Raw genomic sequence first — 17,420 nt, forward strand, 5'->3', positions numbered from 1 at the left:
GGCAACACCATGGCAACAAAAAATCAGATAGCCCCTACTATCTGAATAATGAAAATAATGCCAATACCCTGAGCTAAATTCCATAAGCAAATCTGTTTAGAAAACTTCTGGCAGGAGCGAGTGGGAATGATTTCAGAGGCCCGGAAAATCCTGATATGACTGGGTTTTTGAAGGGTTAAGGTCCTTCGTGGCAACGATTTCCCCCAACTAAAAAAAGACTGCCTGATCTCATCGGTCAGGCAGTCTTTTTTTAGTTCAGGAGAGTTCAAACATTCCGTGGTAGAGCTGGTAGTATTCTCCCCGCTGCTCCAGCAGATCCTCATGGCTGCCCCGCTCCACGATCTGCCCGTGTTCGAGCACCATAATGGCCTTGGCATTGCGGACAGTGGACAGGCGGTGGGCAATGACAAACACCGTCCGCCCCTCCATCAGCTGGTCCATGCCCTTTTCAATCAGTGCCTCCGTGCGGGTATCGATGGAAGAGGTTGCCTCATCCAGAATCAGCACCGGTGGGTCGGCCACCGCCGCCCGGGCAATAGCCAGCAGCTGACGCTGCCCCTGGGAGAGATTGGCGCCGTCGGCGGTGACCATGGTATCATACCCGTCCGGCAGGCGGCGGATAAACGAGTCCGCATTGGCGATCTGTGCCGCGTGGCGTACCTCATCCATGGTGGCGTCCAACTTGCCAAAGCGGATGTTGTCGGCAATGGTCCCGGCAAACAGATGGGTATCTTGCAGCACCATGCCCAGCGAACGGCGCAGGTCATCCTTCCGGATTTCCCTGACGTCGATGCCGTCGTAGGTAACCGTCCCCGCCTGCACGTCGTAGAAGCGGTTGATGAGGTTGGTGATGGTAGTCTTTCCGGCGCCGGTGGGACCCACAAACGCGATCTTCTGTCCAGGCTTTGCAAAGAGGCTGATATCCTGCAAAATGGGGTGACCGTCGTCATAGCCGAAGGTCACATGGTCAAACCGCACATCCCCCCGCAGGGGAACCCGGGTGCCATCCGGCTTCTGCCAGGCCCAGCCCTCCTGCTCCCGGACCAGCCGGACCTGTCCCTCGTCCACCTCCGGAGACTGATCCATAGCCTCAAAGACCCGCTCGGCGCCCGCCAGGGCCGCCAGCAGGAAATTGCTCTGCTGGGTGAACTGGTTGATGGGCATGGCCGCCTGCCGTACAAATACCAGGTAGCTGGCCAGGCTCCCCACGTCCGTCAGCCCCCGCATAGCCATGTAGCCGCCCAGCGCGGCCACGATGGCGTAGTTGATATAGGAAATGCTTACCACCGCCGGAACCATGGTGGCCGCGTACGCCTGGGCACCGGTTCCCGCCTGACGAAGCGATTCGTTTTTTGTCTGGAAGCGGCGCAGGTTCTCCTGTTCGTGGTTGAACACCTTCACCACCTTCTGTCCGGCCACCATCTCCTCCACATAGCCGTCCAGATCCCCCAGGTGGGATTGCTGCTTTTGGTAGTACGCCTTACTGCGCTTTCCGCTGTACCGGATATAGGCAAACATGACCACATAGCACACGGCTACCACCAGCGTCAGTCTCCAGTTGAGGATGAAGAGCATGGTCAGCGTGCCCACCACCTGGATGAAGCTCTGGATCACCATGGCGAAGCTGTTGTTGAGGGCATCGGAGATGGTGTCCACATCGTTGGTGAAATAGCTCATCACATCCCCGTGGCGCCGGGTGTCGAAAAAGCGGAGCGGAAGCGTCTGCAGGTGAGCAAACAGATCCCGGCGGATGTCAAAGAGCACCTTCTGGGCGGCCTTCACCATGGTCTGGGTATATCCCAGGGAAGCCAGCGCGCCCACCAGATAGATGGCCGCCGTCAGCGCAACGCCCCGCAGAAGCGCCGCCTTTCCGCCGCCTGCCAGTCCGTTGACCACCGGGCGGATCATATAGGTGCCCAGCAGGTTGGCCAGGGCGCTGACGGTGACCAGCACCGCCACCAGCATCAAAAGGTATTTGTGCCGTCCCAGGTAGGACAGCAGCGTACGCAGCGTGTAGGCCAGATTCTTAGGCTTTTTGCCGCTGATCGGACGAGCCGGCACAGTCCTCATCTCCTTTCATTTGAGAGGCATAGATCTCCTGATAAATGGGGTCCTCCGCCAGCAAAGAGCGGTGGGTGCCGGTGGCGTGAATCCGTCCATCCTCCAGAATCACAATCAAATCGGCATCCATGACGGAGGTGATCCGCTGGGCAATGATGATTTTCGTGACCCCCTGCAGCTTGGCCAGGGCACCCCGGATTTTCCCCTCGGTAGCGGTATCCACCGCGCTGGTGGAATCGTCGAAAATCAGCACCTTGGGCCGTTTCAGCAGCGCCCGGGCAATGCACAGCCGCTGCTTCTGCCCGCCGGAGACGTTGACACCCCCCTGGCCCAGATCCGCGTCCAGGCCGCCGGGCATCCGCTCCAGGAATTCGTCGGCACAGGCGGCACGGCAGGCCGCCCAGAGGGTATCGTCATCGGCGGTGGGATCACCCCAGCGGAGATTATCCCGTACAGTCCCCGAGAAGAGCACGTTTTTTTGCAGCACGATACCCACGGCGTCCCGCAGGGCGGTCAGATTGTATTCCCGCACATCGTGGCCGCCGATTTTCACCGCGCCCTGTGTCACATCGTAGAGCCGGGGAATCAGCTGCACCAGCGTGGACTTGGACGAGCCGGTGCCGCCCAGAATGCCCACAGTCTGGCCGGCACGGATGTGCAGGTTTACGTCGGACAGGGCATACTCCCTTGCGTCGGCCCGGTATTTGAAGGAGACATTTTCAAAGTCGATGCTGCCGTCCGGTACCTGGGTAACGGCATTTTTCGGAGAGGTGAGGGCCGCGTCCTCGTCCAGCACCTGGGCAATGCGGTGGGCGCTGGCCAGGGAGCGGGTGAGCAGCAAGAACACGTTGGAGATCATCATAAAGGAGTTCATGACCTGCAGCACATAGCTGAGAAAGCCCGTCAGCTCGCCCACCTGGAGCTGTCCGTCCAGAATCATGAGGCCTCCGAACCACAAAATCAGCACAGTAGCAGCGTACATGGTAAACTGGAAGGCAGGCAGGTTCAGCACGGCAAAGTGAAATGTCCGCTGGCTGGTCTCCATCAGCTCCGTGTTCACGCCCCGGAACTTTTCCTCTTCATAGGTCCCCCGGACAAAGGCCTTCACCGCCCGGATGCCCGTCAGCCACTCCTGCACCACGTTGTTCAGCTGGTCCACCGCCGCCTGCAGCCGCCCGTACATGGGCGCCACACGGCGGACTACAAAATACAGTGTCAGTCCCAGAATGGGCGCGCACATCACAAACACCAGCGCCAGCTTCGCATTCATCCAGAAGGACAGGCCCAGGCCCATCACCAGCATCACCGGGCTGCGGACCAAAGGCCGCAGCCCCCCGTTGACGGCGTTCTGGAGCACCGTCACATCCGTGGTCATACGGGTCACTAGGGAGGACGTCTCAAACCGGTCCAGGTTGGAAAAGGCGTAGCGCTGCACCTGCCGGTATTGGGCCTGCCGGATATTGGCGCCCCAGCCATAGGCGCTGCGGGCGGCAAACCGGGCGTACAGCAGGCCTGTCACCAGCGCCAGCACTGCGCAGATCCCCATCTGGATTCCCTTGCGGACGATGTAGTGCAGGTCGTTTCCCTCCACGCCCACGTCGATCAGATCCGCCATCAGCGCCGGGATCACCAACTCAAAAAACGTCTCGACCACCACCAGCAGTGCCCCGGTCAGCAGATCCCGCCGGTAGGGTCCCAGATAGGAAAGCAGCCGCTTAAAGTCCTTCACTGCCATTGCCTCCTTCCGCTTTCAAATTCTGATAGGCCCGGGTCAGATAGTCGGAAAAGCAGGCCCGCTCCCGGGGCGTGAAGTCCCGGAGCATCCGCTCCTCCATGTCATGGCAGCAGCTTTGCCACTGAGCATAGGCACTCCGGCCCGCAGGCGTCAGCTCGATCAGGTCCCGCCGCTTGTCCGCACTGTCGGGCCGCCGGGTGACAAAGCCGCCTTTTTGCAGGCTGTCCAGCATGCGGCACACCGCCGCCGGGTCCACATCGTAGTAGTCCGCCAGCTGCCGCTGGCTGCTGGCGCCGTTGCGGCTCAGGTAGCCCAGAATCTTCGGCTGCCCGGACCCCAGGCCCAGCCGGGTCAGATGCGGCCGCAGGGCGTTGTGCTGAGCGTGGAACGCCCGGTAGAGCAGCAGGTGAAAGGTCCGTTCCATGGTTTCGCCTCCAATTGATATATCAACGATTGATATATCAATTATATGAATCCTCTTTTGCTTGTCAAGCATCTGTCCTGAAAAAATGCCCGTCCTCACGCTTCCGCCCAAAAAGTTTTTCCAGCGTCCCGGCACTTTTGGACACAAAAAAGCCGCCCGGCATTTGGATACCGGGCGGCTTATGGAACGGGGCCGCCGTCGAAAAAGAGCGCCTCCGCAGCTGCGGAAGCGCTCTTTTCGATCAGCCGATGGCAATGGTAGAACTCTTGGGAAGCTCCTTCTTGGCCTGCTTGGGCATGGACAGCTTCAGGATACCATCCTCGTACTTGGCGGCGATGTCCTCGGGCTCCAGATCACCCACATAGAAGCTGCGGCTGCAGGAACCGGCGTACCGCTCCTGACGGATGTACTTGCCCTTCTTGTCCTGCTCGTCCTTATCCAATCCCTTGGCGGCGCTGATGGTCAGGTAGCCATCCTTCAGATCCACATGGATCTCATCCTTCTTGAAGCCGGGCAGGTCGATGTCCATCTCATAGGTGTCCTCGGTCTCCCGCACGTCGGTCTTCATCAGGTTCTTGGCGTGCTTGCCGTAAATGGGATTGTGTTCATTCCACATGGGGAAGAAATTATCATTGAAGAATTCATCAAACAGGTTCTCACCAAAAATGCTGGGCAACATAAGTCATTCCTCCATTCTTTGCACTTATCTTGTGCCCTGCGGAAGGAACCCTTTGGGCTCCTCTCTTGGAACAACTATGTTATAGCACCGCAAATTAGCACTGTCAAGCGCCGAGTGCTAATGTTCACAAAAGATGCAAAGTTTGTTCACAAAATATACGATTTTTCCAAGGTATTCGTTTTCCTCCCCTGGTTTCCTGCCGATTGGGAGGCCCACCGCCCGCTGTTGGACCTTCTGCGGCGTCGTATTTTTCCCCTTGACAGGCTGCGTCCCTGGTACTATGCCCTTCACATCAATGATTTTTGATTTGAGGATCTGCCATGGAATCAGCCCATCAGGAAAATGCCAAAGTCTTCAAAGCTCTGTGCGACCCAAAGCGCCTTGCCATACTGGAACAGCTGCGCAGCGGGGAGAAGTGCGCCTGTGTGCTGCAGGAGCCGCTGGATCTGACCCAGTCCGGCCTTTCCTACCACATGAAGATCCTGTGTGAATCCGGCATTGTCGTAAGCCGTCAGGAGGGCAAGTGGACCCTCTACCGTCTCAGCCCCGCCGGGCGGGAGCGGGCGATGCACCTGCTGAAAGTCCTGCTGACCCCCGACCATCCGGATGAAGTCAATTCGTAACCCTGAAAAGCGCCACCCCGCGGGGTGGCGTTTTCCCCGGCACATTACATCAAAATTTTTTGATATGTTACGGGAGGCACTATGAAACTCTGGAATTTTCTGCAAAACGAACTGCTGGGTATGCAGTGGCTCAACCGCGCCATCGGTGCAGGACTCTCTGCCGCGGGTGTGGACCTGGATGGCCGGCTGGGCGGCAGCGTTCAGTTTTTTCTCTATGACACCATCAAGATCACACTGCTGCTGTGCGTACTGATTTTTTTGGTGTCCTACATTCAACGCTATTTCCCGCCGGAACGCAGCCGCCGGATTCTGGGGCGATTCAGGGGACTGGGTGCCAACATGGTTTCCGCTCTTTTGGGCACGGTGCTCTCGTTCATGATGGGGGTGACCACTTTGTCCCTGCCGTCTCTGATCCTGCTGCGGCGGGCCGTCAAGCCCCGACTGCTGGGGGTATTTATTGCAGTGTGCACCGCAGGCATCATTCTCGTGGGATATCTCTTCAACTTTTTGCAGCCTTATTTTATGTGACCAAGGAGGAATCACTATGGGTATTTTCAATCACTTTGGGAAACAGGGGCCGTCCGGCAAGGATACGGCGCAGGACGCGGCGGTGCTGGTACTGGGCTCCGGCTGCGCCAACTGCAACGCGCTGGAATCTTCCGTTCGGGCAGCCCTGGAAGAACTGGGACAGGAGAGCATCGTGGGCCATGTGACGGACTTTGCCCGGATCGCGGCCATGGGCGTCATGTCCACTCCAGCGCTGGTGGTGGACGGGAAAGTCGTCTCCTGCGGGAGAGTCCTCAGCAAAGAGGAGGCCAAACAGCTGATTCAGGAGGCCCGGAAGCTCTCCTGAAAAGCGAAAGGTACGGGGCCGGCAGACTGCCGGCCCCGTACCTTATATATTACCGATAGCTGCTTTCTCTCAGCCCGGTCACTTGCCCAGCTGCACAAAGCGCATGAGCATGGTGGACATATGGGCCCGGGTCAGGCTGGCCTGAGAGGCAAACGTGCCGTCGGACCGGCCCTCCACGATCTTGTTGGCCGCGCACCAGCGCACGCCGTCGGCGTAGGCGCCGGGAATGCTGGCTGCATCCTTGAAGGTGCCGAGATCCACCATGGTGGACATATCCATACCCTGGAGCTTGGCATAGCGGGCCAGGATGGTGGCAAACATGCCCCGGGTCAGCGGACGGTCGGGGGAGAACACGCCGCTGCTGGTGCCCAGCATGATGCCCTGCTGATAGACCCAGGAGATGGCGTCGCGCTGCTGGCTGCGCTCAGTCACATCGGTGAACGCAGTGGTCAGCTGGCAGTCGGGCCGGCCGGCCAGGTTGTAGAGGGCCTGGGCCGCCTCGGCGCGGGTAATGATCTCGTTGCCGCCGAAGACATAGGGCTGCTCACCGGCAACCAGCTTGTTTTCCGTGACAAAGGCCGCCGCGTCATAGAACCAGTCGGTGCTCTTCACGTCGGTATAGTCCGTGACCTTCTTGCCGTCCCGGACGGTGTTGCGGATCTCATAGGTATCCACAACCTTCCAGTTGTTCCACGCATCCATCTCTTCCTTCTCGTCGGTGTCGCTGTCCTGGCACTGGTAGGCCTTGCCGGTGATAGCGTCTTCAGAGACGGTGATGATGGAGAAGACCTGCTGGTCCTCGTCGTCCACATAGCAGTCGGTGGCATAGTCGCTGCGGTCGGGCAGGTACTCATAGTACTTGTTGCCCACGGTACCGCCGGTGACATAGGTGGTGCCGTCGCCGGTATTGGCCTTGATGTCACCCAGCGCGGTGGCGCGGATATAGATGTGGTCATGGCCGTTGAGGAACAGATCCACGCCCAGGGCGTCCACAGACCACTCGGAGTCGTTGATAAAGTAGTCGATCACTTCGGAGGCGGGGTGATTGGAGGTGTAGGGGCCCGCATGGGTGAGCATGATGCGCCACTTCTTGTCGGACTTCTCATAGCACTCCTTGGCCCACTGGAGCTGCTTTGCGATGATGTCGGCCTTCTCCTCCGGCGGGGTGACCTCGGTGTTGATGACCACGATGCAGGCGTCGCCGTACTCGATGCAGCCGACGGTGTTGTCAAACTCCGTGCCGCTGTCACCGCCGGGCATGTTGAACCGCTGGGCGAAGGAGATAAAGCCCCAGTCGCCCTTCATCTCATGGTTGCCGGGTACCGTGATGGTGGGGATGGAGGCAAAGTAGTCGCCCATGACCTCGAAGCAGGCCTCCCACTCGGTGGCCTTATAGCCGTCCTGGGTGGTGTCGCCGCCGCTCATGATGAACTCCGGGGTCACCAGCGTGGTGGCATAGTCCATGCTCTTTTTGAAGGACTCATAGTCGCCCGTGGACACGGACTGGGGGTCGGAGACAAAGATGAAGGAGAAGGAATCCGCGTCGGGAGAGGTGGGCGCCTTGAAGGTGTGCTCCTCGCTCATGAAGCTCTTGCCGTCGCCCACGCGATAGACATACATGGCGTCCGGCTCCAGATCCTTGAGCACCACCTGATGGGTGGCCAGTTCCTTCCAGCCGGGGGTCACGGCGTCCACGTAGCTGGTGCCGCGGGCGGTCTTCCAGCTGCTCTCGCCCTGTTTCTTGTACTGCACCACAGACTCCTTCACCTCAGGCACGGTGATCCAGCTAAAGCGCAGATTGCCCTGGGTGGTATCGGGGGTCATGGTGATCTGGCTGGGGTCGCCCAGGATGCTGCCGTCATCCACAAACACCTGGATGGGGGCAGACTTGTCGTAGGGCTTGGTGACGGTCTTGCCGCCGGCCTGGATCTCCAGATAGTAGTAGAGGTCACCGGCCTTGTCGCTGGGCAGATCCACCGTGCAGGTGGTGCCGGAAATGGTCATGTCCTTCTGGGCATCCACGCCGTCATAGCCATAGTGCAGCACGGCGCTGTCCACCTTGTCCACGCCCACCACGCGGGCGGTGACGGTGGCCTTGGCGTTCTGATCCACATCGTTCACGGCGCGGGAGATGACCCGGGGGCCGTCAATGGAGAAGTCCACTGCCTCAAAGATGGCAGGGTCATAGCCCTTCAGGATGGGCTGCTTCAAAGAGTCGCTCCAGGCCCAGACCGTGTCAAAGTCCCAGCCCAGATCCACATAGGTCTGCTTGGTATGCAGCGCGTCCGCGGAGACGTCTTCCCACTGGATGGGCTGGAAGGCCGGCTCGTTGCCTGCCAGGAGCGTGCCCTCCCAGGCGATGTTGCCGGAGATGTTGGTGGCCGCCTCGTCGTCCAGCTGGCCGACGATCTTGTCCACGTTCTTGGTGCCGGAGATGGAAGTCTGGGCACTGACGCAGCCGACAATGTGATCGCCGGCGTTGAAGGAACCGGCGATGCCGCCGGCAGAGCCGTTTTCACCGTAGGCGTTCACGGAGCCCGCCGCGAAGCTGTTGCCCACGTAGCCGCCGCCGTCCTGGATGCCGGCGATACCGCCCACATCATAGGGTGCCTCCAGCTTGGCGTTGACATAGCAGTTTTCCACATGGCCGATGATGGGGCCCTCGCCCTCCTTCACCTTTCCGGCGATACCGCCGCTGGTGTGGGAGTTGGACAGGTCATCCACCCACACATGGCCCGTGACCACGCAGCCGGTGATGGTGCCGTAGGTAACGCCGGCGATGCCGCCCACGTTCTGCTGGCCGCGGATCTCGCAGTCGATCATGGCCACGTTCTTCACGTAGGCCTGGTCATTTTCGTTGCCCACGTAGCCGAACAGGCCCACATACTTCTTGGGGTAGTCGATGGTCAGGTTGCGGATGGCATGGAACCGTCCGTCAAAAGTGCCCAGATACCCCTCCTCCTTCTCGGAGGCAATGGGCTTGAAGCCCTCCCAGCCGGCCATATCGATATCGGCCGTCAGGACATAGTTGCCGTCCCGGGGCGCGCCCTCTTTCCAGGTGCTGGACAGATACATCAGCTGGGCCGGGGTGCTGATCTCATAGACGTCCTGGGCGGCGTTGTAAACAGGCGCCACGGCGTCCTCCGGTCCCTTTGCCGCCGCCGGGATCACCAGCAAAGTGGACAGCATTGCCAAAGACAAGAGCAGACATAGTAGCTGTTTTCGAATTTTGCGTGAGGATCTTCCACTCATAAGAATACTCCTTTCCAAACCCGAGTTGTCTTGACAGGGACCGCGTTACGAAAACGCTTGCGTAACTGTCAATACTAATATATACCAATTCGCCGCAAATATCAACCGCACTTTTGTCTATAATATCTATTTTTGTAAGATATCCACAACCGCAAATTGTAATTTTGTATGAAGCAGCAGTTTTCTTATTTTCGACTAAAAAAGTCATCGACGCAAACGTTTACTTTTAAGCGGTTTCCGTCTGCATGTCCCCGTGTGCCGGCAAAGCAGGGGAAAGCGCAAAAAAGAGGCACCCGGAGGGTGTCTCTTTTTTGCGCTCCGTCCGGTCCGCTGGAAAACCGGCAGGCCCTTCAGGGCGCCGGTGCCCGATAAAGGCGGCAGGGTCGGCCGCCGGTATCGTAGTTGACGGTGGAGCTGACCTCCCCCCGCTCCACCAGATAGTTGACATAACGTCTTACCGTCACCACCGACAGACCAGTCTGCCGGGAAATGGCCTCGCTGGGCATTCCCTGGGCCGGCGCGGCGCGCAGGCAGGCCCGCACCTTCTCCAGCGTGCTCTCCTGGAGGCCCTTGGGCGGCTGGCATTCTCCAGAGCCCGCATGGGAAAAGAGCTTGTCCAGGGCGCTTTGTCCCACCGACTCCCCCGTCAGCGCCTCCCGGTGGCGGCAGAAGGTGTCCAGTGCCTGCTGGAACCGCTCCACGGTGAATGGTTTCATGAGATAATCCACCACGCCCATTTTCAGCAGGTCGTCCACGGTGAGGCGGTCGTTGGCTGCCGTGACCATAATGGCATCCACGTCAATGCGCCGACTGCGGAGCGCCCGCAGCAGCTCCTCCCCGGTCAGCAGGGGCATATACACATCCAGCACCACCAGATCCACGGGATTTTGTTCCAGCCAGTTCAATGCCGTCTGGCCGTCCTGGAAGGTCTGCACCACCCGGAAGCGGGAATCCCGCTCTACGTAGGTGCGGTTGAGCAGGGAGACCATGGGGTCGTCCTCTACAATGACCACGCGATACATTTAATCCTCCTCCTTGTGTTCCGGGGCGGTCTCCGGCGCAGGCGCCCGCCGGAAGCTGACAAAAAAGGACGTGCCTACGCCCAGCTCCGACTCCACCCGGATCTCCCCCTGGTAGGCGTCCACCACCTCCTGCACCAGGGACAGGCCGGTTCCCCGGCCCCGCCCCTTGGTGGTACTCCCCCGCTGGAACAGCGTGCGCCGCAGGGCGTCGGGGATGCCCGGGCCGGTGTCCTCCACGCACATCAGCAGGCCGTTCTCCTCCTCCCGGATGCTGACCGATACTTCTTTCACCTCACGGCGGGACTGGTTCAGACTCTCAATGGCGTTTTCAATCAGGTTTCCCAGCACGGTGACGCAGGCCTCCGGAGGAAGCCACGGGCTCTCGGCGCTCAGGCTGCTCTCACGGTCCAGAGCCAGGCGGATACCCAGCTCGTTGGCCCTGCTGGTCTTGCCCACCAGCAGAGCGGCCACCGACGGCTCCTGAATCTGGTGCATGATGCGGCTGACCGCCTCCCGCTGGATGCGGGTGGTATCCATGATGTACTGCTGAGCCCGCTCCGGCTGCCCGATCTGCAGCAGCCCCAGAATCACATGGAGCTTGTTCATGAACTCGTGGGTGTACGCCCGCATGGCGTCCACCATGTGCCGCACGCCGGTCAGGTCGTCCGCCAGCTGGGTCACCTCCGTGCGGTTGCGGAAGATTCCCACCGCCCCGGCCACCTTCCCGTCCTCGTAGATGGGCAGCCGGTCCGACAGCACCCGCACATCAGGCAGGGACTTCATGCTCACGTTGTACTCCGGCTTTCCGGTGTACAGAATACGCCCCAGGGTAGAGGCAGGATAGACGGCGCTGAGGGGCTTGCCCACGGCATCGGGCGTCAGGGACAGCAGCCGGGCGGCGGCGGTGTTGAAGAAGATGATCTTCCCGTCCTTGTCGATGGCCAGGACCCCCTCCTCCAGGGCGTCCAGAATGTCCTCCCGCTGGTGAAACCGGCGGGCAAACGCCTCCGGCTCATAGCCCAGCAGGGCATTTTTGATGCGTCGGGACAGCCGCTGGGACAGCAGCGCCGCCGCCACCGCCGCCAGCAGGCCGATCAGCAGCACCTGGAGCACCGTGGCCAGCGTCACATGGGCCATGCTGCGCAGGTAGCGCCCCACGATCACATAGCCGATGACCTCCCCGCCGTCGTTCCGGATAGGGGCGTAGGCCGAGTGCTCGGAGCCCATGGGCCCGGTCTCGTCGGAGGTATAGGGTCCCTCACCGGCCAGTGCCCGGTTCTGGGCGTCCCCGGTGTAGGTGCTTCCCGTCAGGGAGGCGTCCGGCACATAGAGAAGGGTATTTTCCAGATCCCCCACCAAAACCAGATCGATGTCTGCAGTACTGGCCGTGGCGGCATCCAGATACGCCGCCAGTTCCGCCCGGGAGCTCTCTCCCTCCAGAGCCTCCCGCACCAGGGGAGACTGGGAGAGAATGGACGCGGAGTTGATCAGGTTGTTGTCCAGAGCCTTCTGCTCGCCGCTGAGTGCCACGTAAAGGGTTCCCACCAGGGACAACGCCGAGGAGATGGCCACAATCAGCAGGCTCAATCGCAGCAGCTGGGCGCGGATGGAGCGTTTATGTTGGACGGGCATAGATGAGCCCCCTTCCTGTAATCTTCCCATTAGTATAACGCGCCGCCGCCTCCTCCACAAGCGCATTGGGAACCCGGTGGCTTTTGCACCGTTCGTTTTCAATAGTTTTTTTACTTTCGAAAGGCTTCCCAAACCCCCGGGGCGGTCGTAGAATACCCCTCGCGAAAACGAGGTGATGTGTGTTTGCTGGAAGAATTCAAGGAATCGCTGGTGGGTGAGCTGGGAAACAAAACCGCTTTTACCATCCCGGTGCTGGGCGGCATTCCGGTGGCCGACTCCGTGGTGGTCACCTGGATCATCATGGCGCTGCTGGTGGTATGCTCCTGGCTGCTGACCCGAAAGCTCAGCGTACGCAGTCCCGGCAAGGTGCAATCGGCGCTGGAGTGGGCAGTGCAGTTTTTAAGCGGCTTTGTCAAAACCAACATCGGCCCCCACTGGCGCCCCTTCGTCCCCTGGCTGGGCACAGTGGCCCTGTACATCGGCATTTCCAATCTGATCGGCATCTTCGGCCTGACGCCCCCCACCAAGGACATCAGCGTCACCGCCGCCCTGGCAGTGATGAGCATGCTGCTGATCTACGGGTCCCAGTTCCGCTACAACGGACCGCTGGGCGGACTGAAGAAATTTGCCGAGCCCATGCCGCTGCTGCTGCCCATCAATCTGATGGAGGTTCTCATTCGCCCCCTGGCCCTGTGCATGCGTCTGTTCGGCAACATCCTGGGAGCCTACATCATTATGGAGATGCTCAAGTTCGTGGCGCCGGTGATTCTGCCCGCCGTATTCAGCATCTACTTTGACCTGTTCGACGGCCTGATCCAGACCGTGGTCTTTGTGTTCCTCACCACACTGTTTACCGGTGAGGGCATCAAAGACGAGGCGTAACGAAAAATTCAACGCAAAGAAATCTGAGGAGGAAATTACTATGTCTATCGGTATCATCGCTGCGGCTGTGGCCGTCTTCACCGGCATCGGCGCCGGAATCGGCATCGGCTTTGCCACCGGCAAGGCCAGCGAGGCCATTGCCCGTCAGCCGGAGGCCGCCGGCAAAATCAACAGCGCCCTGCTGCTGGGCTGCGCCCTGGCAGAAGGCACCGCCATCTTCGGCTTCATCACTGCCCTGCTGATTATCTTCATGGGTTAAGGGGGCGGCTCCAGTGCTGGAATTTGAGCCCTCCACCATCGTCTTTACCATCATCAACCTGCTGGTGCTCTATTTCATTTTGCGCCGGCTGCTCTTCGGCCGGGTCAACGCCGTGCTGGAGCAGCGGGCCGCTCTGGTAAAAAACGAGCTTGCCTCCGCCGAGGCCAGCAACCGGCAGGCCCAGGACCTGAAAGCCCAGTACGAGGACAAGCTGACCGACGCCCGGCATGAGGCGGCCAAGATCGTAGCCGACGCCCAGAACCGGGCCCAGCGGGCCTATGAGGCCAGGATGGCCGACATCGAAACCGACACCAAGAAGCTCCGCGCCGAAGCGGAGGCCCAGATCTCCGAAGAGCGGGAAGCCATGCTCCGCAGTGCCCGCAGTGAGGTGGCCTCCCTGGCGCTGCTGGCCGCCTCCAAGGTGGCCCAGAAGTCCATGGACGGTGCCGACGACCGGGCGCTGGTGGACGCATTTTTGACGGAAGTAGGTGAACCCTCATGAGCGAGCTGGCCCGGCGCTACGCCCAGGCCCTCTACGGGGTATCTCCGGACGAGGACGCCCTGCGAAAGACCGCCGGGGCACTGATGGGGGACCCGGCTTTATGGGAGGCCCTGATCTCCCCGGCGGTACAGCCGGAGGAAAAGTGCCGCGTACTGGACCGGCTGCCCATGCTGGAAGGCCGCGGGCCGCTGCTGCGGTTTTACCGCCTGCTGGCCCAAAAAGGGCGCATGGCGCTGCTGTCCGATATTTTGGACGCGTTTGACGACGCGGCGATGGCCGCCCGGGGCTGTGCCCGGTGCGTGCTCACCTGCGTCCGCGTCCCCGGCGAGGCGGAGCTTGAGCGGCTCCGCCTTGCCCTGTGCAGACTGCACGGGAAACAGGATGTCCGTTTTGACATCCGCAAAGACCCCTCGCTGCTGGGCGGCTTCATTCTGTCCATCGAGGGCGTCACCTATGACAAGAGCGTCCGCGGGGCGCTCAAGGGCCTGGAACGGCAGTTGGAAGAGAGGCGAATGGCATGAATACCAAACCGGAAGAAATTGTCTCCATCCTGCGGGAGGAGATTGCGGATTATGACACCCGGGTCCGCCGGGACGAGACCGGCACGGTCCTCAAAGCAGGCGACGGCATTGCCACCGTCTACGGTCTGGACAAGGCGGTATACGGCGAGCTGGTAGAACTGGACACCGGCGTCAAGGGCATGGTGATGAACCTGGCCCGGGACAGTGTGGGCGTAGTGCTGCTGGGCAGTGAGGCCGGCGTGAAGGAGGGCACGGTGGTGCGCCGCACCGGGCACGCCGCCGACGTGCCTGTAGGCGACGGCCTCATCGGCCGGGTGGTGGATGTGCTGGGCCGTCCCATTGACGGTCTGGGTCCCATCCAGACCACCGAGACCCGTCCCATTGAGCATGAGGCCAGCGGCGTGGTCACCCGGGAGCCGGTGACGGTTCCCCTCCAGACCGGCATTCTGGCCATCGACGCCATGGTGCCCATCGGCCGGGGACAGCGGGAGCTGATTATCGGCGACCGCCAGACCGGCAAGACCTCCATTGCGGTGGATACCATCCTCAACCAGAAGGGACAGGATGTGATCTGCATCTACGTGGCCATCGGGCAGAAGGCCTCCACCGTGGCCCGTATTCAGGATATCCTGAAAAAGCACGGGGCCATGGACTACTCCATCATCGTCTCCTCCACCGCCAGCGAATCCGCGCCCTTGCAGTACATCGCCCCCTACTCCGGCGCAGCCATGGGCGAGTACTTCATGAGCAAGGGCAAGGACGTGCTCATCGTCTACGACGATTTGAGCAAGCACGCAGTGGCCTACCGTACCCTGTCGCTGCTGCTGGGACGGTCCCCCGGCCGGGAGGCCTACCCCGGCGACGTGTTCTACCTGCACTCCCGCCTGCTGGAGCGGGCGTGCCGCCTGACCAAGGAATACGGCGGCGGCTCCATGACCGCCCTGCCCATCATCGAAACCCAGGCCGGCGATGTGTCGGCCTACATCCCCACCAACGTCATCTCCATCACCGACGGCCAGATCTATCTGGAGACCAACCTGTTCTTCTCCGGCCAGCGTCCCGCCGTCAACGTGGGCTTGTCCGTGTCCCGTGTGGGCGGCGCGGCCCAGACCCGGGCCATCAAAAAGACCGCCGGCACGCTGCGGATTGATCTGGCCCGGTTCCGGGAGCTGGAGGTGTTCACCCAGTTCGCCTCCGACCTGGACCCCGCCACCCAGCAGACCCTGGACCACGGCCGCCGGCTGCTGGAACTTTTGAAGCAGCCCCTCTATCACCCCATGTCCGTGAGCCGTCAGGCCATCATCCTCTATGTGGCCACCAACGGTCTGGTGGACGACGTGCCCCTGGACAAGGTGCGTCAGTTTGTGCTGGACTTTGCCGATGAGATGGAGGCGGAGCACGCCGACGTGACGGAGGAGATCCAGTCCACCGGAAACCTGAGCGGCCCCGCGGTGGAAACCATCCGCGCCGCATTGGACGAGGCCAAGAAACGGGAGTGTGCCGCATGGCAGGCGTAAAGGAGATCCGCACCCACATCAAGAGCGTGGAGCAGACGCTGAAGATCACCAACGCCATGTATCTGATCTCCTCTTCCAATCTGCGTAAGGCCCGCAAGCAGCTCAACGATGTGGAGCCCTATTTCAACAAGATCTGCACCACCATTTCCGACATTCTTCATCACTCCCCGGAGATCCGCCATCCCTTTTTCGACAAGCGGCCGGAGATCCCCCCGGAGCAGCGAAAGGTGGGCTATATCGTGGTCACCGGCGACAAGGGCCTGGCCGGTGCCTACAACCACAACATCCTCAAGCTGGCAGAGACGTATCTCAGCCGGACGGCCAATCCCAGCCTCTTTGTGGTGGGCCAGGTGGGCCGGGCCTACTTCCAGGAACACGGCATCCCCATCGATGTGGAGTTTCTCTACACCGCCCAGGACCCCACCCTGGCCCGGGCCCGGGACATTGCCGAGCTGATGCTGGACCTGTTTGCCGCCCGGCAGCTGGATGAGGTCTATGTCTTCTTCACCCGGATGGTGAACTCCTTCCAGATGGAGCCCACCGTCCAGAAGCTCCTGCCTCTGGACGCGGATGCCTTCCCCAAGTATGAGGCCAACCGGGACGCCTACAACCGGGACGTGACCTACGTGCCCTCCGTGAAGGCGGTCATGGACCGTCTGGCCCCCGGCTACGTCAAGGGCGACCTCTTCGGCGCGCTGGTGGAGTCCTACTGCTCCGAACAGAACGCCCGCATGACCGCTATGAAGTCCTCCAGCGACAGCGCCCGGGAGATGCTGCGGAGCCTGAACCTGTCCTTCAACCGGGCCCGTCAAGCCGCCATCACCCAGGAGATCACCGAGGTGGCAGGCGGTGCCCAGGCGGCACTGTGATGCCTCATGTCAATGCAAGTATATGAACACCCGAAAGGGGAGTATAAGATGAACGAAAACAAAGGAACCATTGTGCAGGTCATGGGACCTGTGGTGGATGTGGCCTTCTCCGCAGGCAAGCTGCCGGAGATTCAGGAGGCCCTGGAGGTGGAACTGGGCGGCAAGCGCCAGGTGATGGAAGTGGCCCAGCACGTGGGCGGCGACACCGTGCGCTGCATCATGCTCTCCCCCAGCGAGGGCCTTGGCCGGGGCATGGAGGTCACCGCCACCGGCGCTCCCATCTCCGTGCCCGTGGGTGACGGCGTTCTGGGGCGCATGTTCAACGTCCTGGGCGATGCCATCGACGAAAAGGGCCCGGTGCAGGCAGCCGAAAAGTGGTCCATCCACCGCCAGCCCCCCGCTTTTGAAAACCAGCGCCCGGTTGTGGACATCTTTGAGACCGGCATCAAGGTCATCGACCTGCTGGCCCCCTATGCCAAGGGCGGTAAGATCGGCCTGTTCGGCGGCGCCGGCGTGGGCAAGACTGTGCTCATTCAGGAGCTGATCCACAACATCGCCACCGAGCACGGCGGCTACTCCATCTTCACCG

16 protein-coding genes and 1 pseudogene are annotated in these 17,420 nt (G+C 61.0%); 10 read left to right on the top strand and 7 right to left on the bottom strand.

What is annotated here, in order from left to right; translation table 11 throughout:
• Nucleotides 1–255 precede the first annotated feature (255 nt).
• The 4 genes from QZS13_RS08495 to QZS13_RS08510 all read right to left on the bottom strand — a co-directional run bounded on the left by QZS13_RS08495 (nucleotide 256) and on the right by QZS13_RS08510 (nucleotide 4,899).
• Nucleotides 256–2,061: an ABC transporter ATP-binding protein gene (locus QZS13_RS08495; protein ID WP_366557950.1), complete on the bottom strand. Its 1,806-nt coding sequence runs from the start codon at nucleotides 2,059–2,061 to the stop codon at nucleotides 256–258.
• Complete coding sequence (locus QZS13_RS08500) at nucleotides 2,027–3,790, bottom strand: ABC transporter ATP-binding protein (protein WP_295587910.1); 1,764 nt, start codon at nucleotides 3,788–3,790, stop codon at nucleotides 2,027–2,029. The genes QZS13_RS08495 and QZS13_RS08500 overlap by 35 nt, the downstream gene beginning before the upstream one ends.
• Nucleotides 3,777–4,220: a MarR family winged helix-turn-helix transcriptional regulator gene (locus QZS13_RS08505; RefSeq protein ID WP_295587912.1), complete on the bottom strand. Its 444-nt coding sequence runs from the start codon at nucleotides 4,218–4,220 to the stop codon at nucleotides 3,777–3,779. The genes QZS13_RS08500 and QZS13_RS08505 overlap by 14 nt, the downstream gene beginning before the upstream one ends.
• Before the next feature lie 241 nt (nucleotides 4,221–4,461).
• Entirely contained in the window at nucleotides 4,462–4,899 is a 438-nt protein-coding gene (locus QZS13_RS08510) for an Hsp20/alpha crystallin family protein (protein ID WP_295587914.1), read from the bottom strand.
• 320 nt (nucleotides 4,900–5,219) lie between these two features.
• Here QZS13_RS08510 and QZS13_RS08515 point away from each other — a divergent pair, with 320 nt between their 5' ends.
• The 3 genes from QZS13_RS08515 to QZS13_RS08525 all read left to right on the top strand — a co-directional run bounded on the left by QZS13_RS08515 (nucleotide 5,220) and on the right by QZS13_RS08525 (nucleotide 6,375).
• On the top strand, nucleotides 5,220–5,522 hold the full coding sequence (locus QZS13_RS08515) for a helix-turn-helix transcriptional regulator (protein ID WP_295587916.1): 303 nt from the start codon (nucleotides 5,220–5,222) through the stop codon (nucleotides 5,520–5,522).
• Between the two features lie 81 nt (nucleotides 5,523–5,603).
• Complete coding sequence (locus tag QZS13_RS08520; RefSeq protein ID WP_295587918.1) at nucleotides 5,604–6,050, top strand: hypothetical protein; 447 nt, start codon at nucleotides 5,604–5,606, stop codon at nucleotides 6,048–6,050.
• Nucleotides 6,051–6,066: 16 nt separating this feature from the next.
• Complete coding sequence (locus QZS13_RS08525; protein ID WP_295587920.1) at nucleotides 6,067–6,375, top strand: thioredoxin family protein; 309 nt, start codon at nucleotides 6,067–6,069, stop codon at nucleotides 6,373–6,375.
• Between the two features lie 78 nt (nucleotides 6,376–6,453).
• On the opposite strand, the gene QZS13_RS08530 is transcribed toward QZS13_RS08525, so the two are convergent.
• The 3 genes from QZS13_RS08530 to QZS13_RS08540 all read right to left on the bottom strand — a co-directional run bounded on the left by QZS13_RS08530 (nucleotide 6,454) and on the right by QZS13_RS08540 (nucleotide 12,281).
• The gene (locus QZS13_RS08530; protein ID WP_295587922.1) at nucleotides 6,454–9,627 is read right to left on the bottom strand and encodes an S-layer homology domain-containing protein; all 3,174 of its coding nucleotides are present in this window, start codon (nucleotides 9,625–9,627) and stop codon (nucleotides 6,454–6,456) included.
• 350 nt (nucleotides 9,628–9,977) lie between these two features.
• A complete protein-coding gene (locus tag QZS13_RS08535; RefSeq protein ID WP_295587924.1) occupies nucleotides 9,978–10,649 on the bottom strand; it encodes a response regulator in 672 nt (223 codons plus the stop codon).
• Complete coding sequence (locus tag QZS13_RS08540) at nucleotides 10,650–12,281, bottom strand: sensor histidine kinase (protein ID WP_295587926.1); 1,632 nt, start codon at nucleotides 12,279–12,281, stop codon at nucleotides 10,650–10,652.
• A gap of 186 nt (nucleotides 12,282–12,467) precedes the next feature.
• On the opposite strand from QZS13_RS08540, the gene QZS13_RS08545 reads away from it, so the two are divergent.
• The 7 genes and pseudogenes from QZS13_RS08545 to QZS13_RS08575 form a co-directional block, all read left to right on the top strand.
• Nucleotides 12,468–13,163 carry a F0F1 ATP synthase subunit A gene (locus tag QZS13_RS08545; protein ID WP_295587939.1) on the top strand — a complete coding sequence of 232 codons (696 nt, stop codon included), beginning with the start codon at nucleotides 12,468–12,470 and terminating at the stop codon, nucleotides 13,161–13,163.
• A 40-nt stretch (nucleotides 13,164–13,203) separates the two neighbouring features.
• A complete protein-coding gene (gene atpE / locus QZS13_RS08550; RefSeq protein WP_295587928.1) occupies nucleotides 13,204–13,422 on the top strand; it encodes an ATP synthase F0 subunit C in 219 nt (72 codons plus the stop codon).
• A gap of 13 nt (nucleotides 13,423–13,435) precedes the next feature.
• Nucleotides 13,436–13,924, top strand: a complete 489-nt coding sequence (atpF, locus tag QZS13_RS08555; RefSeq protein ID WP_295587931.1) for a F0F1 ATP synthase subunit B — start codon at nucleotides 13,436–13,438, stop codon at nucleotides 13,922–13,924.
• Nucleotides 13,921–14,445: an ATP synthase F1 subunit delta gene (gene atpH, locus QZS13_RS08560; protein WP_295587933.1), complete on the top strand. Its 525-nt coding sequence runs from the start codon at nucleotides 13,921–13,923 to the stop codon at nucleotides 14,443–14,445. The genes atpF and atpH overlap by 4 nt, the downstream gene beginning before the upstream one ends.
• Nucleotides 14,442–15,962 (top strand): F0F1 ATP synthase subunit alpha, encoded by a 1,521-nt coding sequence (atpA, locus tag QZS13_RS08565; RefSeq protein WP_295587935.1) that lies wholly within the window; start codon nucleotides 14,442–14,444, stop codon nucleotides 15,960–15,962. The genes atpH and atpA overlap by 4 nt, the downstream gene beginning before the upstream one ends.
• On the top strand, nucleotides 15,950–16,831 hold the full coding sequence (atpG, locus tag QZS13_RS08570; protein WP_295587937.1) for an ATP synthase F1 subunit gamma: 882 nt from the start codon (nucleotides 15,950–15,952) through the stop codon (nucleotides 16,829–16,831). The genes atpA and atpG overlap by 13 nt, the downstream gene beginning before the upstream one ends.
• Before the next feature lie 48 nt (nucleotides 16,832–16,879).
• Nucleotides 16,880–17,420, top strand: a pseudogene (locus QZS13_RS08575) (F0F1 ATP synthase subunit beta); the annotation flags it as partial.

It is taken from the genome of uncultured Oscillibacter sp. (assembly GCF_900546705.1).
Taxonomy (GTDB): domain Bacteria; phylum Bacillota; class Clostridia; order Oscillospirales; family Oscillospiraceae; genus Oscillibacter.